This is a genomic window from Bradyrhizobium sp. LA6.8, from assembly GCF_040547935.1.
Taxonomy (GTDB): Bacteria; Pseudomonadota; Alphaproteobacteria; order Rhizobiales; family Xanthobacteraceae; genus Bradyrhizobium; species Bradyrhizobium barranii.
This window is the reverse complement of record NZ_JBEPQQ010000008.1, coordinates 207,865-232,835: the sequence shown is the minus strand read 5'-3', so window position 1 is coordinate 232,835 and position 24,971 is coordinate 207,865. Positions and strand designations below refer to the sequence as shown.

Annotated in this window: 26 protein-coding genes and 1 riboswitch; of the genes, 16 read left to right on the top strand and 10 right to left on the bottom strand. The window is 64.9% G+C overall.

Going from position 1 to position 24,971, the window contains the following annotated elements:
- Window positions 1–86: 86 nt before the first annotated feature.
- Together ABIA90_RS32830 and ABIA90_RS32825 are read right to left on the bottom strand one after the other, a co-directional pair.
- Window positions 87–809, bottom strand: a complete 723-nt coding sequence (locus ABIA90_RS32830) for a ribonuclease T2 family protein (RefSeq protein WP_354120881.1) — start codon at window positions 807–809, stop codon at window positions 87–89.
- Between the two features lie 122 nt (window positions 810–931).
- Complete coding sequence (locus tag ABIA90_RS32825; protein WP_063985577.1) at window positions 932–1,393, bottom strand: hypothetical protein; 462 nt, start codon at window positions 1,391–1,393, stop codon at window positions 932–934.
- A 183-nt stretch (window positions 1,394–1,576) separates the two neighbouring features.
- Here ABIA90_RS32825 and ABIA90_RS32820 point away from each other — a divergent pair, with 183 nt between their 5' ends.
- Together ABIA90_RS32820 and ABIA90_RS32815 are read left to right on the top strand one after the other, a co-directional pair.
- The gene (locus tag ABIA90_RS32820) at window positions 1,577–1,870 is read left to right on the top strand and encodes a hypothetical protein (protein ID WP_166103571.1); all 294 of its coding nucleotides are present in this window, start codon (window positions 1,577–1,579) and stop codon (window positions 1,868–1,870) included.
- Between the two features lie 30 nt (window positions 1,871–1,900).
- Window positions 1,901–2,431, top strand: a complete 531-nt coding sequence (locus ABIA90_RS32815; protein WP_354120882.1) for a DUF3617 domain-containing protein — start codon at window positions 1,901–1,903, stop codon at window positions 2,429–2,431.
- A 58-nt stretch (window positions 2,432–2,489) separates the two neighbouring features.
- On the opposite strand, the gene ABIA90_RS32810 is transcribed toward ABIA90_RS32815, so the two are convergent.
- From ABIA90_RS32810 to ABIA90_RS32800, 3 genes are read right to left on the bottom strand one after another with little or no spacing between them, the layout of a single operon-like run.
- Window positions 2,490–3,878 (bottom strand): ATP-binding protein, encoded by a 1,389-nt coding sequence (locus ABIA90_RS32810; RefSeq protein WP_028151545.1) that lies wholly within the window; start codon window positions 3,876–3,878, stop codon window positions 2,490–2,492.
- Between the two features lie 18 nt (window positions 3,879–3,896).
- Window positions 3,897–4,628 (bottom strand): response regulator, encoded by a 732-nt coding sequence (locus ABIA90_RS32805; protein ID WP_028169830.1) that lies wholly within the window; start codon window positions 4,626–4,628, stop codon window positions 3,897–3,899.
- A complete protein-coding gene (locus ABIA90_RS32800; RefSeq protein ID WP_063985573.1) occupies window positions 4,625–5,167 on the bottom strand; it encodes a MarR family winged helix-turn-helix transcriptional regulator in 543 nt (180 codons plus the stop codon). The genes ABIA90_RS32805 and ABIA90_RS32800 overlap by 4 nt, the downstream gene beginning before the upstream one ends.
- Before the next feature lie 336 nt (window positions 5,168–5,503).
- On the opposite strand from ABIA90_RS32800, the gene ABIA90_RS32795 reads away from it, so the two are divergent.
- The 5 genes from ABIA90_RS32795 to ABIA90_RS32775 all read left to right on the top strand — a co-directional run bounded on the left by ABIA90_RS32795 (window position 5,504) and on the right by ABIA90_RS32775 (window position 9,751).
- Complete coding sequence (locus tag ABIA90_RS32795; RefSeq protein ID WP_166103559.1) at window positions 5,504–6,586, top strand: branched-chain amino acid aminotransferase; 1,083 nt, start codon at window positions 5,504–5,506, stop codon at window positions 6,584–6,586.
- Window positions 6,587–6,724: 138 nt separating this feature from the next.
- Window positions 6,725–7,249 carry a YegJ family protein gene (locus ABIA90_RS32790; RefSeq protein ID WP_354120883.1) on the top strand — a complete coding sequence of 175 codons (525 nt, stop codon included), beginning with the start codon at window positions 6,725–6,727 and terminating at the stop codon, window positions 7,247–7,249.
- 84 nt (window positions 7,250–7,333) lie between these two features.
- Window positions 7,334–8,878, top strand: a complete 1,545-nt coding sequence (hisS, locus tag ABIA90_RS32785; protein WP_354120884.1) for a histidine--tRNA ligase — start codon at window positions 7,334–7,336, stop codon at window positions 8,876–8,878.
- Between the two features lie 55 nt (window positions 8,879–8,933).
- Complete coding sequence (locus tag ABIA90_RS32780; protein WP_071909549.1) at window positions 8,934–9,182, top strand: tautomerase family protein; 249 nt, start codon at window positions 8,934–8,936, stop codon at window positions 9,180–9,182.
- A 176-nt stretch (window positions 9,183–9,358) separates the two neighbouring features.
- Complete coding sequence (locus ABIA90_RS32775) at window positions 9,359–9,751, top strand: thioesterase family protein (protein WP_354120885.1); 393 nt, start codon at window positions 9,359–9,361, stop codon at window positions 9,749–9,751.
- Between the two features lie 150 nt (window positions 9,752–9,901).
- Here ABIA90_RS32775 and proC read toward each other — a convergent pair whose 3' ends face one another.
- Window positions 9,902–10,738 carry a pyrroline-5-carboxylate reductase gene (proC, locus tag ABIA90_RS32770; protein WP_354120886.1) on the bottom strand — a complete coding sequence of 279 codons (837 nt, stop codon included), beginning with the start codon at window positions 10,736–10,738 and terminating at the stop codon, window positions 9,902–9,904.
- Between the two features lie 191 nt (window positions 10,739–10,929).
- Window positions 10,930–11,430, bottom strand: a complete 501-nt coding sequence (locus tag ABIA90_RS32765) for a type III secretion system chaperone family protein (protein ID WP_354120887.1) — start codon at window positions 11,428–11,430, stop codon at window positions 10,930–10,932.
- Between the two features lie 387 nt (window positions 11,431–11,817).
- A riboswitch (FMN riboswitch) is annotated at window positions 11,818–11,993 on the top strand.
- Window positions 11,994–12,067: 74 nt separating this feature from the next.
- Between ABIA90_RS32765 and ABIA90_RS32760 the strand changes: the two genes are divergently transcribed.
- The 9 genes from ABIA90_RS32760 to ABIA90_RS32720 all read left to right on the top strand — a co-directional run bounded on the left by ABIA90_RS32760 (window position 12,068) and on the right by ABIA90_RS32720 (window position 21,619).
- The gene (locus tag ABIA90_RS32760; protein WP_354120888.1) at window positions 12,068–12,625 is read left to right on the top strand and encodes a 6,7-dimethyl-8-ribityllumazine synthase; all 558 of its coding nucleotides are present in this window, start codon (window positions 12,068–12,070) and stop codon (window positions 12,623–12,625) included.
- A gap of 100 nt (window positions 12,626–12,725) precedes the next feature.
- The gene (locus tag ABIA90_RS32755; protein ID WP_354120949.1) at window positions 12,726–13,928 is read left to right on the top strand and encodes an MHYT domain-containing protein; all 1,203 of its coding nucleotides are present in this window, start codon (window positions 12,726–12,728) and stop codon (window positions 13,926–13,928) included.
- A 351-nt stretch (window positions 13,929–14,279) separates the two neighbouring features.
- On the top strand, window positions 14,280–15,143 hold the full coding sequence (locus ABIA90_RS32750; RefSeq protein WP_354120889.1) for an FAD binding domain-containing protein: 864 nt from the start codon (window positions 14,280–14,282) through the stop codon (window positions 15,141–15,143).
- A gap of 13 nt (window positions 15,144–15,156) precedes the next feature.
- Window positions 15,157–15,657: a (2Fe-2S)-binding protein gene (locus ABIA90_RS32745; RefSeq protein WP_063985567.1), complete on the top strand. Its 501-nt coding sequence runs from the start codon at window positions 15,157–15,159 to the stop codon at window positions 15,655–15,657.
- Window positions 15,654–18,074, top strand: a complete 2,421-nt coding sequence (locus ABIA90_RS32740) for an aerobic carbon-monoxide dehydrogenase large subunit (RefSeq protein WP_354120890.1) — start codon at window positions 15,654–15,656, stop codon at window positions 18,072–18,074. The genes ABIA90_RS32745 and ABIA90_RS32740 overlap by 4 nt, the downstream gene beginning before the upstream one ends.
- A 153-nt stretch (window positions 18,075–18,227) precedes the next feature.
- Window positions 18,228–19,094 (top strand): AAA family ATPase, encoded by an 867-nt coding sequence (locus tag ABIA90_RS32735; RefSeq protein ID WP_354120891.1) that lies wholly within the window; start codon window positions 18,228–18,230, stop codon window positions 19,092–19,094.
- On the top strand, window positions 19,091–20,299 hold the full coding sequence (locus tag ABIA90_RS32730; RefSeq protein ID WP_354120892.1) for a vWA domain-containing protein: 1,209 nt from the start codon (window positions 19,091–19,093) through the stop codon (window positions 20,297–20,299). The genes ABIA90_RS32735 and ABIA90_RS32730 overlap by 4 nt, the downstream gene beginning before the upstream one ends.
- Before the next feature lie 11 nt (window positions 20,300–20,310).
- Window positions 20,311–21,150: an XdhC family protein gene (locus tag ABIA90_RS32725; RefSeq protein ID WP_354120893.1), complete on the top strand. Its 840-nt coding sequence runs from the start codon at window positions 20,311–20,313 to the stop codon at window positions 21,148–21,150.
- Window positions 21,151–21,160: 10 nt separating this feature from the next.
- Complete coding sequence (locus tag ABIA90_RS32720; protein ID WP_166106123.1) at window positions 21,161–21,619, top strand: SRPBCC family protein; 459 nt, start codon at window positions 21,161–21,163, stop codon at window positions 21,617–21,619.
- 114 nt (window positions 21,620–21,733) lie between these two features.
- Here ABIA90_RS32720 and ABIA90_RS32715 read toward each other — a convergent pair whose 3' ends face one another.
- From ABIA90_RS32715 to ABIA90_RS32705, 3 genes are all read right to left on the bottom strand, one after another.
- Window positions 21,734–22,768: a D-alanine--D-alanine ligase family protein gene (locus ABIA90_RS32715; protein WP_354120894.1), complete on the bottom strand. Its 1,035-nt coding sequence runs from the start codon at window positions 22,766–22,768 to the stop codon at window positions 21,734–21,736.
- A complete protein-coding gene (locus ABIA90_RS32710; protein WP_166344657.1) occupies window positions 22,765–23,793 on the bottom strand; it encodes a putative zinc-binding metallopeptidase in 1,029 nt (342 codons plus the stop codon). The genes ABIA90_RS32715 and ABIA90_RS32710 overlap by 4 nt, the downstream gene beginning before the upstream one ends.
- 223 nt (window positions 23,794–24,016) lie before the next feature.
- A complete protein-coding gene (locus tag ABIA90_RS32705) occupies window positions 24,017–24,970 on the bottom strand; it encodes a ribose-phosphate pyrophosphokinase (RefSeq protein WP_028151562.1) in 954 nt (317 codons plus the stop codon).
- Window position 24,971: the final 1 nt, after the last annotated feature.

Genomic DNA, 24,971 nt, shown 5'->3' with positions numbered 1-24,971 from the left:
GGGGGGCTGGATTCCCATGCAGCATGGACCCCGATTCTGCAGCGCACCGCCGAAACGGCGCTGCGTCCGGGGCACGCGCACTTGGACTACCCACCCCTGATCGGCGGCATCGTCACCTGGTCGCGGCGGCAGGCGCGGCGCTCGATCTCCTCGCAGGCCCGGAATTGCAGGTCCTTGCTGAGGCAGATGCGGACCTCGGAGAGCCGGGTCCGATTGCAGGTGACCGAGATGGCCGCGTTGCTCAGGCCCGCATTGGCCTTGATGAAGGCTTCCTCCACCTCGCCCGGCGCCACGGTCTTGGCCTGCGACAGTTCGAGATATTCCGCCGGGATCTTGATCGCGGCGCGCGCCTTTCGGATCGTCTCGAAATAATTGCGGCTGTCGAGCCCGGAGCAGGTGCCGTGCTTGTCCCACTCGTTGAAGATCAGCCCCGGCGCCGGCATCAAATCGAGCATCGAAGAGACGATGCTGCGGTTCAGGCGTGGCGACGGCCGCTGGCAATATTCAGGGAAACCATTCTCATATTGCGGCCACAGCCCGTGCACCACGAACGCGTAGGGCCGCCCGCTGCACTGCATCTGCGAGCGACCACCGCCGCCGCCGCCGCGGTTGCGCTCGGACGCCTCCTCGCAGAACGAGGGCGACCATGACAGCGACAGCACATAGAAGTCGAATTCGCCGGGCGCGTTCTGCCGTTTGTCCTGGGCCTTCGCGCCGCCCGGCAGCGCGACCAGCCCGGCGGCCAGAACCAGGGGGAGGGTCAGTGAGATCACGAGACGGGTGAACGAACGCAATCTAAAATGAAACATGGCGACGCCCCTCAACTAGACTGTGCAATCAGCCTAGCAGGCAACAAGAACATTTCAAGAACAAAGTTCGGGCCGGCCCGTCAGGCGCCTGATCAGTCCGATTCAGGCCTTTCGATCGAGGCTCAGGGCCTGGCGGCGCGGCAGGACGGATTGTAGGCCCAGTTGCGGTCGAGCCCGACCACGCACCATTCCACACCATTGCCGTAGCCGGAGAAGCCGCCATCCTCGATGATCGAGAAATGCACCTTGCGCACCTTGCCGTCATTGAGCATGGCGTCGCCGGTGCAATAGCGGCGCGGAATGTTGTCGGACTGCCAGGGCCGGAACGCGATCTCGTGAACGGCGGCGAAGCCAGTGATCTTCAACGAGGAATTCCAGAACGAGCTTTCCTTCTCCCAGAACTGGGTGGCGATGGTCGGCAGCGCCCTCTCGCAATCGACGACGGCGCCGTCATAGCGCGGCCCGTTCAGCCAGAAGTTCAGCTCCAGCGGATTGGCGGCCCTGGCCTCACCGAGCGACAGCGCTCCGAACATGAGGCCAAGCAAGGTGGCAAAGCGGAGCGATTTCAGGGGGAGGGCGCGCATGGGCAATCCGGACAGCTGGGTCTTGCGAAGGATGGACGGTGCCGCGAAGGCCGGGGCAGGTCAAGTGCAGCGCGGCAACACTTGGCCAAGAGTTGACCCTAACCTCGCAGCCGGCGGGGCATCAGTTCTTTTCATGGACATCCCGGCACCGTAAACTGGCGCCAACCAACTGGAGTGACGGGAATGCGAATCATTGCGGCTGCGGGCCTTCTTGCCCTGGGGATGATGGCCAGCCAGTCGGCACGCGCCGATATGCTTCCGGTGCCTCCGTTCAAGGGCAACGACACCGGCGGCATCATCGCTTATTCGATGGCGACCCAGGCGGATGCGCGGCAGGTCGCGGTCGATCACTGCGCGCGCTACGGCAAGGTCGTGAAATTCCTCGCGGTGCAGGCCTTTGAGGGCGGCTATATCTCGTTCTCCTGCCGTTGGGTGCCCTATGGCGCGGCCCAACAGCCGATCCGCACGCTGTACTGAGGCGCTTTCGGAACGTCGGGAGCTTCCCACATGGCGCGCAAGCTCGCTTTGCTCGGCTCGGCCCTTTGTCTTGTGGTGTCGGCAGGCAGCGCCAGCGCCGACGATCTGCCGGTGCGCAAGGCCGGTCTCTGGGAAATGAAGATGGTCAGGACCGGCACGCCCATGCCCGAGATGACCATGCAGCACTGCACCGACGAGACCGTCGACAAGGAGATGAACAACAACGTCTCCCCGATGGCCAAGCAGATCTGCGCCAAGCAGGACATCAAGAAGACCGCGACCGGCTATGTCAGCGATTCCGAGTGCAACGTCGCCGGCATCAGCACGACCTCGCATGCCGAGATCACCGGCGATTTCAACTCGGCCTATACGGTGAAGACCTCGTCGCACGCGCAAGGCGGCGCCGCCGGCGCAGCAGGCCGCGACACCACGATGCAGCTCGAAGCCAAGTGGCTCGGGGCCTGCAAGCCCGACCAGAAGCCCGGCGACATCGTGATGCCCGGCGGATTCAAGATGAACGTGCGCGACATGGACAAGTTGAAGGCGCTGCTGCCGAAGTAGGTTCACCGCGAAACCGGTGCGCTCCCTCTCCCCGCAAGCGGGGCGAGGTGAAGAACGACTACACCGGTATCCTCACACTCGCCCTTAATCCCCCCATCGGGCTGTCGCCGAGGGTGATGTCGCCGCCATGCGAGCGCGCGATGTCGCGGGCGATGGCGAGCCCCAGGCCGGTGCCGCCTTCGTCCTGGTTGCGGGCGTTGTCGAGCCGCAGGAACGGCTTGAACACCTCTTCGCGCAAGTGCGCGGGAATGCCGGGGCCGTCGTCCTCGACCGTGACGGTCAAATAACGGTGATCGCGCTGGCCGTTGATGGCGATGCTCTTGCCGTAGCGCGCCGCGTTGGTGACGAGGTTGGCGAGGCAGCGCTTGAACGAGGCCGGCTTCACGGTCACCACGGGCAGGCCGTGGAACGCGACGGTCGCGGTGTGGCCGTGGCGCTCGGCGTCGCTGCGCAGCTCCTCGAGCGCCTGCGCCATGTCGGTCGGCTGCGACTGCTCGCCGGAATCGCCGCGGGCAAACGCAAGGTAGTCCTCCAGCATCATCGACATCTCGTCGACGTCCTTGCGCATGCCCTCGAGCTCCGGGTTGTCGCCAATCAGCGCCAGCTCGAGCTTGAAGCGGGTCAGGATGGTGCGGAGATCGTGGCTGACGCCGGCAAGCATCGCGGTGCGCTGCTCCATCGTGCGCTCGATGCGTGACTTCATCTCGAGGAAGGCGACCGCCGCGCGCCGTACCTCGCGCGCGCCGCGCGGCCTGAAGTTCGGCGCCTCGCGGCCCTTGCCGAAACTCTCGGCGGCGTCTGCCAGCCGCAGGATCGGCTTGATCTGGTTGCGCAGGAACAGCACGGCTACGATCAGGAGGATCGAGGAGGTGCCGACCATCCAGAACAGGAAGATCTCCGAGTTCGAGGCATAGGCGGCGCTACGCTGCGCGAACACGCGCATCACGGCATCGTCGAGCTGGATCCGGATCTCGACGAGGTTGGAGCGGCCGACGGTGTCGATCCAGAACGAGCGTCCGATCTGGCGGCCGAGCTGCACCGACAGGGTCTGGTCGAGCAGCGAGAAGAACGGCTTTGGCCCCGGCGGCGGCATGTCGCCGGCGGGGAGGAAGTCGACGACGAGGCCGAGGCGCTGCTGGGCGATGCGGCGGATCTCGTTGCGGTCCTTGTCCTGCGGATAGCCCTTGTAGACGTCGATCAGCGCGGCGATGTCCTGCACGACAGCAGCCGACAGGCGACGCGTCACCGTGTTCCAGTGCCGCTCCATGAACACGAAGGCGACGACCGATTGCAGGATCACCATCGGTACGATCATGATGAGGAGCGCGCGCGCATAGAGGCCGGTCGGCATCCAGCCCTTGAACGCGTTGCCCATCCAGCCATTGGCGGCAGAGACGCGGCCGGCGGCGCTCTTCAACAGCGTCAGGCCGGTATCGATCGTGCTCATCGGTCGCGCTTCACTGCTTTATGGCGAGGCCACCAGGCGGTAGCCGATGCCGCGCACCGCCTGGAGGAACAGCGGATTGGCGGGGTCGGTCTCGATCTTGCGCCTGAGGCGGTTGATCTGCACGTCGACGGCGCGCTCGTTGACGCTGCCATTGCCGGTGAGCGCGCTGCGCGGCACGGTCTCGCCCGGGGTCTCCGAGAGAATCCGCAGCATCTCGCGTTCGCGGTCGGTGAGGTGAATGACCTCCTCGCCCTGGCGCAGCTCGCCGCGATCGAGATGGTAGACGTAAGGGCCGAACGCGATCTTCTCCACCGCGGCGGTTTGCGGCGGCGGCGCGGCGCGCTTGAGGATGTTGTTGATGCGCAGCGCGAGCTCGCGCGGCTCGAACGGTTTTGCCACGTAATCGTCGGCGCCGATTTGCAGGCCTTCGATGCGGGCTTCGGCCTCGTGCCGCGCCGTCAGCATCACGATCGGCACCGAGGAGGAGGTCCGGATGAAGCGGGCGAGATCGAAGCCGGTTTCGCCGGGCATCATGACGTCGAGGATCAGGAGATCGAAATGCAGGCCCATGAGCTTCGAGCGTGCATCGCCGGCGCTTGCGGCGGTGGTGACGCGATAGCCTTCGCTGGCGAGGAAGCGCGACAACAGATCGCGGATGCGGCGGTCGTCGTCGACCAGCAGCAGATGCGGCGCATCGTCGGCCGGTTCTACCGGCGGGCGGGCGAGCGTGGCAGCGAACGGCACGTTCACTCCTTTCCGTCCTGATTGACGTTGGCGAAGATCGTCTCCAGCACCTTGTCCGGATCGTCGCGGTCGATCATCGCGCGCAGGAAACGCTTGACGGTATCGGCATCCTGCGGCGCCAGCTCGGCGAGCGCCTTGGTGATCCGCGTGGTCTGGAGTCCGGCGAGCTTCTGCACCAGCGCCTCGCCCTTCGGCGTCGCGTAGAGCAGGCGCTGGCGGCGGTCATTGTCGCCGGTCTTCTGCACGATATAGCCCTCGTCCAGGAGCTGCTTGAGCACGCGGCCGAGCGACTGTTTTGTGATGCGCAGGACATCGAGCAGGTCGGCGACCTTGAGGCCGGGATAGCGATAGACGAAATGCATGACCCGGTGGTGGGCCCGGCCGAAGCCGAAAGCCTCCAGCTCCTGGTCGGGATCGCCGACGAAATCACGATAGGCGAAGAACAGCAGTTCGATGATATCCCAGCGCAAATTGCCTCCATCGCCTGCGGCCGGCCGCGGCTCGGCTGCGTCTTGAGAGGGAGTTGCGAAATTTATGTCAGGCATATTGACGTATCTTGGGTTCAATGTTACAAAACGATTAGCCCGCACGAAATTTTAGATCGCTTCGCGTCGGGTGGCAGTTCTAGGAGCGGCCGGAGAGAGCCGGACAGGCGACGACGGCCGAAGCAGATCTACCGTGCGATTGTCGAGCGGCATTTCGGCAAAACATACTGGACTTCCGCCTTCCGCAAAAGCATGTCCTCGGCGACATGCTGGCCACGGAAACCGGCCGTAACAAGGCTGGCGGCGGTCCAGCCACAACCTAATCAAGCCAGCCGGGCTCAAACAGGGCAGGCGGGCGCCAGAACAGCGCCGCTACCGGCAGCGGGAGGCAAGGACATGAGTATGAAATTCGACATCCAGCCCGCATCCAATCCGACATCCGAGAAGGACCGCGTCGCCAAGCTGGTGGATCCCGGCTTCGGGCGGGTCTTCACCGATCACATGGCGATCGTCCGCTACAACCAGGCCAAGGGCGGCTGGTACGAAGCACGCATCGAGGCGCGCGCCAACTTCCAGCTCGATCCGGCCGGCGCGGTCCTGCACTACGCGCAGGAAATCTTCGAAGGCCTCAAGGCCTACAAGCGTGACGACGGCGGTGTGAACCTGTTCCGCCCCGACGCCAATGCGCGCCGCTTCAAGGATTCCGCCGACCGCATGGCGATGGCGCAGCTGCCCGAGGACGTCTTCATCGAGGCGGTCGAGCAGGTCGTGCGCATCGACCGCGCCTGGATGCCGGGCGGCGAGGGCAGCCTCTATCTGCGCCCCTTCATGATCGCGAGCGAGACCTTCCTCGGCGTCAAGCCGTCGTCCGAATACATCTTCGCGGTGATCGCTTCGCCGGTTGGCTCCTATTTCAAGGGCGGACCTGCGCCGGTCTCGATCTGGGTCTCGGAGAACTACACCCGTGCCGCGATCGGCGGCACCGGCGCCGTCAAGTGCGGCGGCAATTATGCCGCGAGCCTGCGTGCGCAGGCCGAAGCGATCCAGCACGGTTGCGATCAGGTCGTCTTCCTCGACGCGGTCGAGCGCCGCTACATCGAGGAGCTCGGCGGCATGAACGTCTTCTTCGTGTTCGAGGACGGCTCGCTCTCGACGCCGCCGCTCGGCACGATCCTGCCCGGCATCACCCGCGACTCCATCATCGCGCTCGCGAAGGATGCCGGCAAGACGGTGCGCGAGGAGCCGTACTCGCTCGACCAGTGGCGCAAGGATGCGGCGAGCGGCAAGCTGAAGGAAGCGTTCGCCTGCGGCACCGCTGCCGTGATCTCGCCGATCGGCAAGGTGCGCTCGGTGAGCGGCGATTTCGACATCAGCGGCGGCGCCGCCGGCCCCGTCGCCACGGGCCTGCGCAAGCAGCTCATCGACATCCAGTACGGCCGCACCAACGATCCGCACAACTGGATCCGCAAGGTGTTTTGATCGACGGCGATTAAGTTTCCCCTCTCGCACAAGGGAGAGGGGAAACGCGCAACGTTTGTGGCTTATTGCGCTATGAACGTGCTGCTGCCGACACGCGACAAAGCCAGGAGACATCGAAGCATCCTGGACATCGCGAACATGGCAACAAAACTCTCCCAGCCCATGAAATGGGTCGTTCTCGCCGCAATCACCGGCGTCAGCGTTTTCGGCATCCTGACCATCGGGCCCATTCCGGAGGTCGTCGCACAAGACCGCTCGCCGATCGTCGACGTGCGCACCACCGATCCCGAGATGAACACCGCGATCGCGCGCGCCCGCGGTACGCTTCCCACCTTCTGGGCGTCCTATGACGCGCCAAAGCCGTCGGAGACCGGGCACGCCTTGAAGGTGCGCTTTTCGACCCGCAGGGGCGGAGAGCATATCTGGATCGGTGACGTGAAGAAGCTGCCGAACGGTACCTATTCGGGCCTCTTCGCCAACGAGCCGCGCGATCTGCCGGGCAAACGGGCCGGCGACGCGGTCAAGTTCAGCGAAGCCGACATTTCAGACTGGATGTTCATGCGCAACGGCAAGATCGTCGGCGGCGAGACCATCAAGCCGACGCTGAAGTCGCTGCCAAAGGCGGATGCGGATGCGCTGAGGGCCCGGATGGAGCAGCCGTAGATTCTGTTCCCCTCTCCCCGCCTGCGGGGAGAGGTAAAGCGAACTTCGGTTGCCGCACCGCGCGTCGGCTGGTAAACGCCGCGCATGGCCGAGAAACCCAAAAAACCCCAGAAACTGAAGGCGCGCCTGCCGCGCGGGCTCGAGGATCGCGACCCCGCCGCGATCCGGGCGACGCGCGAGATGGTCGAGAAGATCCGCGCCGTCTACGAGCTCTACGGGTTCGAGCCCGTGGAAACGCCGGCGATGGAATACACCGATGCGCTCGGCAAGTTCCTGCCCGACCAGGACCGTCCGAACGAGGGCGTGTTCTCGTTCCAGGACGACGACGAGCAGTGGATCAGCTTGCGCTACGATTTGACCGCGCCGCTCGCGCGTTACGTCGGCGAGCGCTACGGGACCGACGGTCTGGTCCTGCCCTACCGCAGCTACCGCGTCGGCTACGTGTTCCGCAACGAGAAGCCCGGCCCCGGCCGCTTCCGCCAGTTCATGCAGTTCGACGCCGACACGGTCGGCTCGGCGACACCGGCGGCGGATGCCGAGATCTGCATGATGGCCGCGGACACGATGGAGGCGCTCGGCGTCCAGCGCGGCCAGTATGTGGTGAGAGTGAACAACCGCAAAGTGCTCGACGGGGTAATGGAGAGCATCGGGCTCGGGGGCGGCGAAAACGCCGGCCGACGCCTTACTGTGCTCAGGGCAATCGACAAGGCTGACAAGTTTGAGTGGGCGGAAGTAGAGAAGCTACTCGGTCCCGGGAGAAAAGATCCAAGCGGCGACTTTACCAAGGGCGCAGGATTGGATTCCGATCAAATCGAGGCGGTTCGTCTAAGTTTGCAGTTCAAATTTAAGTTCGAACAACTTCCAGACGGCACATGGCACAATCATCTGGAAGGCGAGCTGCCGAAACGCTTCTTTGAAATGGAAGGCGAGAGTCTCTTCAGTAAAGGTCTCGCTGAGTTAGGCGATATTGCGCAGCTTGTCGCCGCTGCGGGATACGGAGAAGATCGAATTCGCATCGATCCCTCCGTCGTGCGCGGCCTCGAATACTATACCGGCCCCGTCTACGAGGTCGAACTGCTGCTCGAGACCAAGGATGAAAAGGGCCGCCCGGTGCGCTTCGGCTCCGTCGGTGGCGGCGGACGTTACGACGGCCTCGTCTCGCGCTTCCGCGGTGAGCCGGTGCCGGCGACCGGGTTCTCGATCGGCGTGTCCAGGCTTCAGGCCGCGCTGACGCTGCTCGGCAAGCTCGACACGCGGTCCGAATTTGGCCCCGTCGTCGTCACCGTGTTCGATCGCGACCGCGTTGCCGATTACCAGAAGATGGTGGCGTCCTTGCGCACTGCCGGCATTCGTGCCGAGCTCTATCTCGGCAATCCCAAGAACATGGGCAACCAGCTCAAATATGCCGACCGCCGCAACTCACCTTGCGTGATCATCCAGGGCTCGGATGAAAAGGCGCGCGGCGAGCTGCAGATCAAGGATCTGATCGAAGGCGCCAAGGCCGCCGCCGCCATCGCCTCCAACCAGGAGTGGCGCGAGAGCCGCCCGGCGCAGTTCTCGTGCGGCGAAGCCGACCTCGTCGCAAAGGTGCGCGAAGTCCTGGGCCGCCATGACGTAAAGTGGGGATAGCCATTCCGGAAGGCCGTCACGCCCGGGCTTGTCCCAGGCATCCACGTCTTGTTTGATGGCGACCGTCAATGGCCGGTGTTCGGCCGCAAGGGAGAGAACGATGCCTGAGATTACCGTCAGCATGGCCGAAGGCCGCACCGACGAGCAGAAGGCCGGCATGATGCGCGACATCACCCAGGCCCTGGTGAAGAATCTCGGCGTCGATGCCGATGCCGTCGTCATCCAGATCAACGAAGCCCCGCTCCGTCACAAGATGAAGGGCGGCAAGACCTTTGTGGAGCGCGCGGCGGCTGCGAAGAAGTAGCGCCTGGCGGTTCGACTAACACAGGTGTCGTCCCCGCGAACGCGGGGACCCATAACCACAGGGCGTGGTTGTGGGGCGAGTTGGTAACTCCGAGTTTTCGTCAAACTCGATCCTGTGGTTATGGGTCCCGGATCTGCGCTTCGCTTGTCCGGGACGACACCGTGTGTGAGGCCCCCATGGACGCACGCGACTTCATCAAGGTCGGCATGAGCGCCGAGCGCACGCTGGTGGTGCCGGCTGAGCGGACGGTCGGGCATTTCGTGCCCGGCATGCCTTTTGTTTATGCGACGCCGATGATGATCCTGGAGATGGAGATGACGTCGGGCGATGCGATCCGCGCCGCGCTTCAGCCGGGCTGGGTCACCGTCGGCACCGAAGTCGACATCCGCCACCTCGCAGCCGCTCTCGTCGGCGCGACGGTGCGGACCACCGCGAAGGTGGTCGCAGTCGAGCGCCGCGTCATCCGCTTCGAGGTCGAGGCGTTCGAGGGCACGCGCAGGCTCGGCGAAGGCCGCCACGCGCGCGGGCTCGTGAATGTCGAGATGTTCAACAAGCGGCTCGGGGCGTAGCGGCGAGCGCCATAGCGTAGGGTGGGCAAAGGCGCGAAGCGCCGTGCCCACCATCTTTTCGGGGTCGCGAACGAAGTTGGTGGGCACGCTTCCGCCTTCGCTCGTCGAGCTTCGGCGGACAAGCCGCTTTGCCCACCCTACGACACCTCGCTACTTCGCCAGTTCCTTCGACCGCTTCGTCGCGGCTGCGATCGCGCGGATCATCAGATCGCGCAGGCCCGGCTCACCCATCAGCACGCCGAGTGCCGCGGCCGTGGTGCCGCCGGGCGAGGTGACGTTCTGGCGCAGCGTGCTGGAGGGAAGCTCGGACTGATGCAGAAGCTCACCAGAGCCTGCGACGGTTTCGCGTGCAAGCTTCGTCGCCAGCGCCTCGGGCAGTCCGGCCTCGACGCCGGCGCGCGCGAGCTCTTCGGCGAGCAGGAACACATAGGCCGGGCCTGAGCCGGACACCGCTGTGACCGCATCCATCAGGCCTTCATCCTCGACCCATTCGACCGAGCCGGTCGCACGTAGCAGCGCGTCAGCCACCGCGCGCTGCGTGGTGCTGACGTTCTTCGCCGCGACGGCGACCGTGATGCCGCGGCCGATCGCGGCCGGCGTGTTCGGCATCGCGCGCACCACGGCGCCACCGCAGACCTCTTCGAGCGATGCGATTGTGGTTCCCGCCATGATCGAGACCACCGAGGTCTTGTCCGAGACGAATTGCTTCAGCCTGGCGCCGGCCTCGCGGAACATCTGCGGCTTCACCGCGACGACCAGCGTCTCGACCATGCCGACGGCGCTGACATCGGGATTGAGCGCAACGCCGTTGGCGGCAAGCGCGGTGATCTCAGGTGAGATGTGCGGATCGATCACCGCGACGCGACGCGGGTCGAGTCCGCCTGAAAGCCATCCGGTCAGCATCGCGCCGCCCATCTTGCCGGCGCCGGCGAGGAGGATAGTGCCGGTGATGTTCTTGAGAGTGCTGCTGTCTGCCACTGTGGTCACCACAAACAAAGGTGTCGTCCCGGCGAAGGCCGGGACCCATAACCACAGGCGGTTCTAGTGGATGGAGGGCGGAGCAACAAGCATCGCGCGATACGGAGACATCACGCGGTATGGGTCCGGATCTGCGCTCCGCTTGTCCGGGACGATGCTGAGGAGGGGGCGCGCGCCCCTCACCATCTTGGAGAGAGGCCTTACGCCTCTCCGACCGTGTCGAACATCGCCGCGTCCATCGCCTGCGCGGTGGTCTTGCCGGCCCACACCACGAACTGGAACGCCGGAAAGTAGCGCTCGCAAGCGTGGATGGCGCCGGCGAGCATGGCTTCGCATTGCGCGGTCGAGGCGGTCAGGCCGCCGGGTAGCACCAGGGCCTGACGATGCATGACCATGCCGGTGTTGATCCACAGGTCGAAATGGCCGACCCACAATTGCTCATTGGCCGCAGCGACGAGCCGTTGCACTTCGCTCCGCCGCGCAACCGGAATCTTCATGTCGAAGGCGCAGGCCAGATGCAGCGCCTCGATCTCGCCCATCCAGGTGAAGGAGATCTGATAGTCGGTCCATTGTCCCTTGGAGACAATCGTGAGCTCGTCTTCGCCGGAGCGTTCGAACGGCCAGTTGTTGCTGGCAGCGATGTCCTCGACCACCGCGAGCGGGTGATTTCTGGAATCGATAGTGCCTTCGAGCAGGGACATTCCGTCTCGACCTCTTGCCTTTTTGTTGTCTTTGATACGCACGCGGTCGGCCCGGCGCGCTCCCTCAACGTCGCTGTCGCGATCCCCTCGGATCAGCGCGAGCCTGTCGCGGATCAAGTGATGTGATTTGCGGAATCTGCGCAACTGGCTGCCGAGTCCGTCCACAAGCCAGGACTCGTTCGTCCACAGCTCATCTCCGCCACAATTCTTAACGAATGAGAACAAATCGGAATCGGATTCGCCGATGGCGCGCCAATCGTTAATTCCGCCGGGCGAGGTCACACCCGTCATGGCGGCATGGGACCATGCGGTTTTTCATGCGGAACGAGCTTGCTGCGGCCGCCGGGCGGCGTCATATTTCCGGTCAGGCCGTTCATCCCGGGCGGCCGATGTTCTCAGGGCGGGGTGAAAGTCCCCACCGGCGGTAAGGGTCGCAAGGCCCAAGCCCGCGAGCGCCTTCCCCCAAGGATCTTCCTGGAAAGGAATTTTGCCGAAGGGAAGGGTCAGCAGATTCGGTGCAACTCCGAAGCCGACGGTTAAAGTCCGGATGAAAGAGAACGGTCGGTGGCAGACGCATCGCAAGGTGCGGCTGCTTGTCGTTCCGTGTGCCCTGATTCTGGTCCTTTGAAGGAAAGCCATGAATCAGATGTTGCAAGACCCCCAAACCGAAACTTCCGAAGTCACCCAACCGCCGGTTCCGCAGGATCCGGCACCCGAGCATCCGCGCTTCGCGAAACCGCAGCGGGTGGCCTTCGTGCAGGCCTGCTGGCACCGCGACGTGGTCGAGGAGGCCCGCATCGCCTTCGTGAGGGAGGCAGCCGCGCGTCACCTCAATCATGTCGACGTGTTCGAGGTGCCGGGCTCGTTCGAGATCCCGCTGCATGCGCAGATCCTCGCCAAGACACGGCGCTACACCGCGATCGTCGCGGCGGGCCTCGTCGTCGACGGCGGCATCTACCGCCACGAGTTCGTCGCCGACACTGTGATCAAGGCGCTGATGGACGTGCAGCTGCGCACCGAGGTGCCGGTGTTCTCCGCGGTGCTGACGCCGCAGCAATTCCACGAGACCGAGGTGCACTACGATTTCTTCCGCAGGCATTTCGCGATCAAGGGCGTCGAGGTCGCCGCAGCCTGTGCCGAGACGTTGCTCGGTCTGGAGCGCCTGCGCGGTCAGGTCGCGGCGGGCATCGTGTAGCCGTCCGCTCACACGCCGCTGATTGTCAATCCCGTCGCCGTCCCTATAAAGTCGGCGGCGGGAGGAGGCCGTGCCGTGGAGACGGGCGGCCGACAAGATCATGTTCGAAGGACACGATCCCTATCTCGTCGCGCTCTCTGTGGCGGTCGCGAGTCTGGGTGGCTATACCGGCTTTGCGCTTGCTGCTCGCATCCGCAACACGCCCGGCGTCAGCAACCGCGTTCTGCTCGCGGGTGCGGCTGCGTTTCTGGCCGTCGGCATCTGGACCATGCATTTCGTCGGCATGCTGGCCGCGCCGCTGCCACCGGACACGGTCTATCTCGTTCTTCCCACCATCATCTCGTTCCTGATCTGCGCGCTGGTGGTCGGCATCTCCTTGTTCTTTGTCTCGATCGGCGAGCCATCCCTGAAGCGAGTGGCCTCGTCGGCCGTTTTGCTCGGCGTCGGCATCGCCAGCATGCATTATGTCGGCATTCACGGGCTCGCCGGTCCCTTCGGTATCGTCCACGACCGGACCATGGTGCTGCTCTCGGTCGTGGTCGCGATCGTCACCGCCTATGGCGGGTTGCGCGCCTTCCTGGCGCAGCAGGAGGGCGTCCGGCTAATCGTCAGTTCGGTTGCGTTCGGCATCGCCGTCTCCGGCATGCATTACACGGCGATGCTCGGCATGCATTTCGAGCCGCTGACCGGCGCGGCGCATCACCATGCCGGCGGCGGTCTTGCCGCGTCGCAGCAAATCCTGTCGATCATCGTTGCGGTGCTGTGCTTCGTCATCGCAGCCGGCTTCCTGCTGTCGCTGGTTCCCGACCAGCGGCGTCAGACGTCGACCTCTGTTGCTGCCGAACCTGCTGCTTCGCCGGTCGCGGCGGCCGCCATCGAACTGATCGCTGCGCCGGCCGCAGCTCCGCGCCCGGTGGCCCCGCTCGGCGGTCTCGGCCAGCCGCCCCGCGCGCCGGTTCCCCGGTTGCCGGTCGAGAGCGCCGACGGCACGCACTTCATCGAGACGGCCAATGTCCGCAGCGTCCGGGCCGATGCGCACTACACCCGTGTTCACGACGGCACCCGCGAGCGAATGTGCCCCTGGTCGATCTCGGAGGCCGAGGCCCAGCTCGATCCCTCGCTGTTCCTGCGGGTGCACCGCAGCCATATCGTCGCGATCCCCCATGTCGCGCTGGTCCGGAAAGAGGGGGATGGCGCCGTGCTCGAGCTCGACGGCCCGTCGCCGCACCGGGTGCCCGTGAGCCGGGCGAAGATCGCCGAGGTAAAGGCGCGGCTGGGGCTGGCGAACCGGCGGCACGCGTAGAGTCGGGCCGCACGGGAGGCGCGTTCTTTCTTACCCTCCCCTGGAGGGGGAGGGTCGCTTCGCATGGAGCGGAGCGGGGTGGGGTGACGGTCCCTCCGCGATGAATACTCCCCGAGTGGAGAGATCACCCCACCCCGCCCGCGCTTCGCGCGGTCGCCCCTCCCCCTCCAGGGGAGGGTAGGTGGCCGCCGCGCCATACGTCGCCTCACCTGACGCAATTCGTGCGTTCCCCGCCGCAACTCGTGCGAAATCCGCTGTTCCGTGCCCGAATGATTGCGGGGCGCCTCTCTCGGAGTGAGCCTCCCCCCAACGTCCGCGCCGTCACGCGCAAAGGACGACGAGGAGGAGATGATGATCCCAGGCTCATTCAGCTATCACCGGCCGGCGAGTGTCGCCGATGCCGTCAAGCTCTTGGCAGACCTCGGCGAGGATGCCCGGCCCCTGGCCGGCGGGCACAGCCTGGTGCCGATGATGAAGCTTCGGCTCGCCACCCCCGCCCATCTGATCGACCTGCACGGCATTGCCGCCCTCAAGGGCATCAGCCGCGACGGCAACAATCTTGTCATCGGTGCGATGACCACCCAGCACGAGCTGCTGGCCTCCGACGAAATCGCCCAGTCGATGCCGATCCTGCATGAAGCGGCACTGCTGATCGCCGACCCGCAGGTGCGCTACCGCGGCACGATCGGCGGCAATGTCGCCAATGGCGATCCCGGCAATGACATGCCCGCGCTGATGATGACCTTGGGGGCAACCTATCGCCTCGAAGGCCCGGGTGGCTCCCGCGACGTCGCGTCGGCCGACTTCTATCAGGGCGCCTATTTCACCGCGCTCGAGCCCGGCGAGATCCTGACCTCCGTCTCGGTTCCCGTGCCCGCGGCCGGCCACGGCTACGCCTACGAAAAACTCAAGCGCAAGGTCGGAGACTACGCCACCGCCGCCGCCGCCGTGGTTCTCACCATGTCCGGCGGCAAGGTCGCGACCTGCGCGATCGGGCTCACCAACGTCCATGAGACGCCGCTGCTGGCCGCCGATGCCGCCAAGGCCGTGATTGGCACCAGCCTCGATGCGGCGACGTTGAAGAAGGCCGCCGCTGCGGCCGCAGCGATCATGGCGCCAGCTGCGGATGCCCGCGGCCCGGTCGAATACCGAAAACATGTCGGCGGCATCATGGTGACGCGCGCGCTTCAGCGCGCCGCCGCTGTCGCGAAGTAAGGGAGGGGGATCGATGGCTAAAACACACGTCACCATGAAGGTGAACGGCGCCGAGGTCGAAGGCCTCGTCGAGCCGCGCACGCTGCTGGTGCATTTCATCCGCGAGAATCTGCAGATGACCGGCACCCATATCGGCTGCGAGACGACGCATTGCGGCGCCTGCACCGTCGATATCGACGGCATGTCGGTGAAGTCCTGCACCATGTTTGCGGTGCAGGCCGATGGCAGTGACATCACCACGATCGAAGGCATGGCCAATGCCGACGGCACGCTCTCGGCGCTCCAGGAAGGTTTCCGCATGATGCACGGTCTGCAATGCGGCTTCTGCACGCCCGGCATGATTGTCCGCGCGCATCGGCTGCTGAAGGAAAATCCCTCGCCGAGCGAGCCGGAAATCCGCATGGGCATCTCCGGCAACATCTGCCGCTGTACCGGCTACCAGAACATCGTCAAAGCCATTCAATACGCCGCCGCCAAAATCAACGGCGTGGAATTCCAGGAGGCCGCAGAATGAACGACCTCACTCCCACGCGGGAACAACGCACCGCCGCACTCGAAGGCATGGGCTGCAAGCGCAAGCGCGTCGAGGATATCCGCTTCACCCAGGGCAAGGGCAATTACGTGGACGACGTCAAGCTGCCCGGCATGCTGCACGGCGACTTCGTCCGCTCGCCGCATCCGCATGCGCGCGTCAAGAAGATCGACGACAGCGCGGCGCTAAAGGTGCCCGGCGTGCTCGCGGTCATCACCGCTGAGACGCTGAAGACCGTGAACCTCGCCTGGATGCCGACCTTGGCCGGCGACGTGCAGATGGTTCTGGCCGACGGCAAGGTGCTGTTTCAGAATCAGGAGGTCGCCTTCGTTGTCGCCACCGACCGCTATGCGGCCGATGACGGCATCAACGCGGTCATCGTCGAATACGAGCCGCTGCCGCCGCTGGTCGATCCCTTCAAGGCGATGGACGCGAACGCGCCGGTGCTGCGCGAGGATCTCGTCGGCAAGATGTCCGGCGCGCATGGTCCGCGCAAGCACGACAACCACATCTTCGAGTGGACCGTCGGCGACAAGGAATTGACCGACGCGGCCTTCAACAAGGCCGAGGTCAAGATCAAGGAGATGATCTCCTATCACCGCACCCATCCGTCGCCGCTCGAAACCTGCCAGTGCGTCTGCTCCTTCGACAAGATCAAGGGGGAGCTGACGATCTACGGCACGTTCCAAGCCCCGCACGTGATCCGCACCGTGGTGGCGTTGATCGCAAAATTGCCGGAACACAAGATCCACGTCATCGCGCCCGACATCGGCGGCGGCTTTGGCAACAAGGTCGGTGCTTATCCCGGCTATATCTGTGCGGCCGTTGCCTCCATCGTCACTGGCAAGCCGGTAAAATGGGTCGAGGACCGCATCGAGAACCTGACCGCGACCTCGTTCGCGCGCGACTATCACATGACAACCGAGGTCGCCGCGACCAAGGACGGCAAGGTGACGGGGCTGCGTGTGCACGTGCTCGCCGATCACGGCGCGTTCGACGCCTGCGCCGACCCGTCGAAATGGCCGGCCGGCTTCTTCAACATTGTCACCGGCTCCTACGACTTCCCGACCGCACATCTGGCTGTCGACGGCGTCTACACCAACAAGGCGCCGGGCGGCGTCGCCTACCGTTGCTCGTTCCGCGTCACGGAGGCCGCCTACTGCATCGAGCGCGCCATGGATATTCTGGCGCAGAAGCTCAACATGGACCCTGCTGAACTCCGGCTGAAGAATTTCATCAAGCCGGAGCAGTTCCCCTATCACTCGGCGCTCGGCTGGGAATACGATTCCGGCGATTACCACACCGCCATGCGCAAGATGATGGAGACGACCGGCTACGCTGCGCTCCGGAAAGAGCAGGCGGAGAAGCGTGCCGCGTTCGCGCGGGGCGAGACCCGCGAGATCATGGGGCTCGGCATCTCCTTCTTCACCGAGATCGTCGGTGCTGGCCCGTCGAAGAACTGCGACATCCTCGGCATCGCCATGTTCGATTCCTGCGAGATCCGCATGCACCCGACCGGTGCGGGCATCGCGCGCATGGGTACCAAGAGCCAGGGCCAGGGCCACGAGACCACCTGGGCCCAGATCATCGCCACCGAGATCGGCATTCCCGCCGACAACATCATGGTGGAAGAGGGCAACACCGACACCGCGCCCTACGGGCTCGGCACCTACGGTTCGCGCTCGACGCCGGTGGCGGGCGCGGCGATCGCGATGGCTGCGCGAAAAATCAAGGCCAAGGCGCAGATGATCGCGGCCTACAAGCTCGAGGTCCACGAGGACGATCTCGAATTCGACATCGACGGTTTCCGGGTGAAGGGCCTGCCGGAGAAGTTCATGTCGATGAAGGACATCTGCTGGGCGGCGTACAACTCGGTGCCGCCAGGCATGGAGCCGGGGCTGGAGGCGGTCAGCTATTACGATCCGCCCAACATGACCTATCCGTTCGGCGCCTATCTCTGCGTGATGGACATCGATGTCGATACCGGCGTGTACAAGGTCCGGCGCTTCTACGCGCTCGACGATTGCGGCACCCGCATCAACCCGATGATCATCGAGGGCCAGGTGCATGGCGGCCTCACCGAGGCTTTCGCCATCGCGATGGGCCAGGAGATCCGCTACGACGAGGTTGGCAACGTCGTCACCGGCTCGTTCATGGACTTCTTCATGCCGACCGCGGTGGAGACGCCGCATTGGGAAACCGACTTCACCGTCACCCCGTCGCCGCATCACCCTATAGGCGCCAAGGGCGTCGGCGAAAGCCCGAATGTCGGCGGCGTGCCGGCCTTCTCCAACGCCGTCAACGACGCGTTCTCGTTCCTGGGCAGCACGCACATCCAGATGCCGCACGACTTCTGGCGCAACTGGAAGGCGGCGAAGGATCTCGGCGCGGTGGCGTAGGGTGATTGGCGAGAGCCGGGCCCGCATCCTTCGAGACGCGGCGTACGCGCCGCTCCTCAGGATGAGGTCATAGACCCTCATGGTGAGGAGCGCGTCTTCGCGCGTCTCGAACCATGAGGGCCACGGAACGTGCGGCATTCAGTTCGAGGACCAATGAAGAATCGAGACGAAATCGCGCATGCCTTGGCCGCATCGGGCTACATCGCCGATGCGGACCTCGCGACTGCGATCTCGCTGATGCAATTGTTGCGGCGTCCGCTGCTGCTCGAAGGCGAGGCGGGCGTCGGCAAGACGGAAGTGGCGAAGGCGCTCGCCAAAGTGCACGCGACCGAGCTGATCCGGCTGCAATGCTATGAAGGGCTCGATCAGTCCTCCGCACTCTACGAGTGGAACTACCAGCGCCAGCTGCTTGCGATCCAGGCGCATCGCGGCACCGACAGCATCGAGGATCAGGTCTTCTCGGAAAAGTACCTGCTGGAGCGTCCGCTGCTTGCCGCGATCCGCCGCGCACAGGCGCCGGTGCTGCTGATCGATGAGATCGACCGCGCCGACGACGAGTTCGAGGCCTTCCTGCTGGAGCTGCTGTCGGACTTCCAGGTCTCGATCCCCGAGCTCGGCACGATCGCGGCCGTCGCGATCCCGCATGTCGTGCTGACCTCGAACGGCACACGCGAGCTGTCCGACGCGTTGCGCCGGCGCTGCCTCTATCATTATGTCGACTATCCCGACGTCGACCGCGAGACCCGCATCATCCTGGCGCGCGTCATGGGCGCCAGCCCGTCGCTGTCGCTCCAGATCGCGCGCATGGTCGAGGGTGTGCGCAAGGAGGAGCTGCGAAAAGTCCCCGGTGTCGCGGAGACGCTGGATTGGGCGGCAGCTCTCGTCGGCCTCGACGTAACCAATCTTCACGACGCACCCGAGATTGTGCATGAGACGCTCGTCTGCCTGTTGAAGACTCACGAAGACCGCGCCCGTGTCACGCCAGAGGTGACGCAGCGCCTGCTGGGGAAGGTCGCATGAGCTGCTGTGGCTCCAGCCCGGGATATGACGACCTCAATGAGGTCTCCCGGCTCGTGTCCGCGAGGCTTGCCGCCTTCCTGCGCACGCTGCGCGATGCCGACTTTCGCGTCGGGCTCGCCGAGGGACAGGATGCGGCGACGCTGATGACCGCGGGCTATGCGGCCCGGCCGAACCTGCTGCGCGCGGCGTTCAAGCACCTGTTCTCGGCACGCAAATCCGACTGGGATAAGTTCGACGGACTGTTCGACGCGTTCTGGTTGGGCAAGCGCGTGCGCTCGCGCTCCCGCACGATTGGATCAACACCGGGCGCCAGCAATCCCTCGCTGAAGAGCTTGCAGGATGCCGCGGCAGAGCAGGGCAGTAACCAGTCCGCCGTCGACCAGCTTCCGTCCTCCGACGACGCGCCGGAAGGCCGCTCCGGCGAGGGCCGCATGGAAGGTGCTTCACGCGCCGACAATCTTGCCGAGGTCGATTTCAGGAAGCTGAGCGACCCAGACCAGGTCGCGCAGGCCCATGAGGCCGCAGCAGCGCTCGCCAAGGCAATGCGCACGCGGCTGACCCGTCGCGATCTCGCGCGCCGGCGCGGCTACCGGCTTGATCTCCGCCGCACCATTCATCGCAACATCAGCCATGGCGGCGTTCCTATCAGCCTGGTGAAACGCCAGCGCAAGAACAAGCCGTTGCGGCTCGTCGTGCTGCTCGATGCCTCGGGATCGATGAGCATGTACACCGCCGTGTTCCTGCGCTTCATCCACGGTGTGCTCGACCAGTTCCGCGAGGCCGAGGCGTTCCTGTTTCACACGCGCCTCGCCTACGTCTCCGACGCGATGAAGGAGAAAGACGCCGGCCGCGCGCTCGACCGGCTCTCGATCATGGCGCAAGGCGCGGGCGGCGGCACCAAGATCGGCGAGAGCCTGCAAACCTTCAATCGCTGGCACGCCGCGCGCGTGATCCATTCCCGCAGCTGCGTGATGATCGTGTCCGACGGCTACGAGACCGGGGATGCCGCATTGCTTGGCCGCGAGATGGCGGCGTTGCACCGGCGCTGTCGCCGCATCGTCTGGCTCAACCCGATGATGGCGTGGGAAGGCTACACGCCCGAGGCGCGGGGCATAAGAGCTGCGTTGCCGCATGTCGATCTCTATGCGCCCGCGAATTCGCTGCAAAGCCTGCGTGCGCTCGAACCCTATCTGGCGAAGCTTTGAGGAGGCTTCCGATGACCGCTCATGTCGAAGTGCTTGATGTAGTCGCTCAGATGAAGGCCGCCGAGCGCGCCTTCGTGCTCGCGACGGTGGTGCGCACGGTGTCGGTGACCGCGGCGAAGGCTGGCGCCAAGGCGATCATCGCCGCCGACGGCACCATCGTCGCGGGTTGGATCGGCGGGGGCTGCGCCAAGGGCGCGGTGCTGAAGGCGGCGCGCGAGGCGCTCGCCGATGGCGAGCCGCGCATGGTCTCGGTGCAGCCGGAGAACCTGCTGGCCGAGCTGGGCGTCAGCGCAGGCGAGAGCCGCGACGGCATTCGCTTCGCCAGCAACATGTGCCCGAGCAAGGGCACGATGGACATCTTCGTCGAGCCGGTGCTGCCGCATCCCTCGCTGGTTATTTTCGGTGCGAGCCCGGTGGCGCTGTCGCTTGCGGCGCAGGCGCGCGTGCTCGGTTATCACGTCACGCTCGCCGCGCCCGCGGCCGATCGCACGGCGCAGCCGGATGCAGATGCGATCATCGATGGTTATCACCTCGGCGAGCTCAACGACGCAAAGCGCTTCGTCGTCGTTTCGACGCAAGGCAAGGGTGATGAAGCCGCCTTGCGTGCCGCGGTCGCGACCAGAGCCGACTACCACGCCTTCGTCGGCAGCCGCCGCAAGATGGCTTCGTTGCGCGCCAAGCTTCTCGCGGAAGGCGCGAATGCCGCCGCGATCGACGATTTCAAGGCGCCGGCCGGGCTCGATCTCGGCGCGATCACGCCGGAGGAGATCGCAATGTCGATCCTCGCCGAGATCACCAGAGAACGCCGGCGTGGCCAGCGCGCGGCCAATCAAACAGCAAGCAGAGAGTGAGACACCGATCATGCAGATGAACGACAGCCAGCGAATTCCCGCCTCACGCGAGCAGGTGTGGGCGGCGCTGAACGATCCCGCTGTGCTGAAGCAATGCATCCCGGGCTGCCAGTCGCTCGAGGTGACCGCCCCGAACGAGATGACTGCGACGGTGGTCTTCAAGGTCGGCCCGGTGAAGGCGACGTTCAGCGGCAAGGTGACGCTGTCCGATTTCGATCCGCCCAACTCCTATCGCATCTCGGGCGAAGGCTCCGGCGGCGTCGCCGGCTTCGCCAAGGGCGGCGCGGTGGTGCGGCTGGAATCCGAGAGTGCCGACGTGACGGTGTTGCATTACGAAGTCGATGCGCAGATCGGCGGCAAGCTCGCGCAATTGGGAGCGCGGCTGATCAATTCGACCGCGACGAAGCTGGCGGGGGAGTTCTTCAAGTCATTTGCGGACGTGGTGAGCGCGAAGGCCGAGGCGCAATAGGTCTCGTAGGGTGGGCAAAGCGTAAGCGTGCCCACCATTCTCTATCGCAAACAAAGAAGGTGGGCACGGCGCTTTGCGCCTTTGCCCACCCTACGATAGTTGCGCAAGCCGCCATCACCCCAGCGACACCCCCGCCTTGGCCCGGCTGATCCCCAGCGTCAGGATGCGCTGCAGGAGATCCGGATATTTGAGTCCGGCATGTTGGGCCGCCGTGGCGAACTCCTGGCTCTTGGCGATCTCGGGGTTGGGATTGGCTTCGATGAAATACGGCGTGCCGTCGGCGGCGAGACGAAAATCGATGCGCGCGTAGCCGTCGAGGCCAAGCGCCCGGTAGATGCGCTTCGCGGCGCGCTGGATGCGCGCGGTGACTTCGGGCGCGAGGTCCTTGGCCGGCCCGTCGACGATGCCGAGCTTCTCCTGATAGTCGGTGTCGTGCTTGGCTTTCTCCGTGGCGATGTGCCGTGATCTGCGCCCGCCCATGCTGCCGAATTTCAGTTCCCAAACCGGCAGGACGCGCAGCCGGTTGTTGCCGAGCACGCCGACATAAAGCTCGCGCCCCTCGATGAACTGCTCGGCGATGGCGGCGGATTCGACCCGCTCGTGGATGAAGGCGACGCGCTCCGCGAGCTTCTCGTCGGTATCGACGATCGAGGCCTGCGAGATGCCGAAGGACCCGTCCATGTTCAGGCTCTTGACGATCAGCGGCAGCGCAAGGCGCGTCGGGCGATTCACCTTGCGGCGCATCGGGAAGACGGCGAAGGCCGGCGCTGCGATCCGGCGGTGATGCACCAGCGTCTTGGACAAATCCTTGCCGCGCGCCAGGATCAGGCCGCGCGGATTGCACCCGGTATAAGGGACCTTCATCAGCTCGAGATAGCTGGCGATGTGCTGGTCGTAGGCGACGTTGTTGTGGAATTCCTCCAGCAGCGTGAAGACCACGTGCGGCTTGAATTCTTCGATCGCCTCGCGGATCGGCTTGATCTCGTCCTGCGCACCGAGGGCGCGAACCTCGTGGCCGGCCGCACGCAAGGTGCTCACCACGTCGTATTCCGTCTTCCAGTTGTTGATTTCCTGCGGCGTGTATCCGTCGGAGGAGTCCGGAGGCATGAAGTCCGGATGCATCAGCACCAGAATGCGTGAGCGTCTCATAGCGCGATCCATTTGCGCCGAGACGGGCCAAACAGCGCGTGCATCGTCTTGGCGGTCACGAGGACGGTGAAATCGAGAACGAGCTTCTGTTCGGGGCCGACGGCGCGCAGATCGAGCTCACGGCAGCGGGAGATCATATCATCGAGCACGGCATCGAGCGTGAGCTGGTTCTCGCCCGTCCACCGCGCGACCAGCTGCCTGATCTGCGCGCGGTGCCGCCTGATCAGGGCCGAAGCCGGCTTTGACCGGTGATGCCGTGGATCGGCTGAAAACAGCCGGGAGAGGTCGCGGTCGTAGGTCTTCGGCGCTGTGAAGGCGTAGAACGCCTGCTTCTTCTTGTAGTGGTCTTCGAGCGTCTGGCTGAGCCGGCCCAGCGTATCGACACGCTCCCGCGTCGTGATCAGCGGCCGCTTTCCCGCGATCTCGCTCATCAGCTCGTCGACATATTCGAGCTTCTTCAGTGCGGGCCAGCCGGCGTATCGCGTTCGCCAGTTCGAGCGCGGCCGCAGCCACACCGCAAAGGTCTCGGCAAAATCTTCATCCGGATGGCTCTGCGCGTACCACAGCCGGAGATGCTGGACGTAGCGCCTGCTGGCAGGATTGGGCCGGTAGTAGCGCGGATAGTGTTTCGACGACGGGCCGAACAGCTGCTGCCAGCGCCGGCGGCGCTGCAGCTGATAGCCGTGCTGCACGGCATGGCCGGCCTCGTGACGGAGGATACCCATGCACTCGCGCCAGGTTCCGCCCTCGACGTCGAACATCATCTTCTTCTCGAGCTTCATCAGACGGGGATGGGCGAGATAGAAGGGGATGGCGATGCCCGGCACATCGCCCGGACTGAACCATTCGCTCGAGATCCATGTGTGCGGTCGCAGCCGGATGCCCCGCTCTTCGAGCTCCTCATGGAGCGTGCTGACGCAGTCCTCGAGCCAGGTGCCTTTGACGGTAACCCTCAGGCTGGAGAGGCGCTGCTTGAGCAACTCGTCATCCGACAGCTTCTCCCAGGCAAATTTCCGGCGCGGCATCAGGAATCCCGGGGGGCAGAGATGACTTGGTATCCGGATGATGTCATGGGCGGTCGTTGGCAACAACCCGTCGGGGCCGCGAAGCGGGCTACGGCGCGTCAGGGCACAAGATCGTAGGGTGGGCAAAGCGAAGCGTGCCCACCACCTTCAATATAAAAAGAAAAGGTGGGCACGGCGCTTTGCGCCTTTGCCCACCCTACGAGACCTTCCGGGATCGGAAAAACTAGTCGAACAGGCTCGACACCGACTCTTCCGCCGCGGTGCGCGCGATGGCGTCCGAGATCAGGCTGGCGATCGGAAGCGTGCGGATGTTCGGAGCCTTGGTCACCGCCTCCGTCGGCAGGATCGAGTCGGTGATCACGAGCTCCTTCAGCTTCGAGCCCGCGATGCGGGCGGCCGCGCCGCCGGAGAGCACGCCGTGGGTGATGTAGGCGTAGACGTCCTTGGCGCCCTTGGCGATCAGCGCGTCGGCCGCGTTCACCAGCGTGCCGCCGGAATCCACGATGTCGTCGATCAGGATGCAGGTGTAGCCGGCGACGTCGCCGATCACGTTCATGACCTCGGATTCGCCCGCCCTCTCGCGGCGCTTGTCGACGATCGCGAGCGGGGTGTTGATGCGCTTGGCAAGGCCACGTGCGCGCGCCACGCCGCCGACGTCAGGCGAGATCACCATCGTCTTGGAGAGGTCGAACTTGTCCTTGATGTCGCGCACCATCAGCGGCGCCGCGTAGAGATTGTCGGTCGGGATGTCGAAGAAGCCCTGGATCTGGCCGGCATGCAGGTCGAGCGTCATGACGCGGTCGACGCCGGCCTGCGTGATCAGGTTGGCGACGAGCTTGGCCGAGATCGGCGTGCGCGAACCCGATTTGCGGTCCTGCCGGGCGTAGCCGAAATAGGGCAGCACCGCGGTGATGCGGCGTGCCGAGGAGCGGCGCAGCGCATCGGTGATGATCAGCAGTTCCATCAGATGGTCGTTGGCGGGGAACGAGGTCGACTGGATGACGAAGGCATCCGAGCCACGGACGTTCTCCTGGATCTCGACGAAGATCTCCATGTCGGCGAAGCGCCGTACCACCGCCTTGGTCAGCGGCAGGTCGAGGCCTTGCGCGATGGCCTGCGCGAGAGCCGGGTTTGAGTTGCCGGCGACAAGCTTGATGGAGCCGTTCTTGGCCGACATG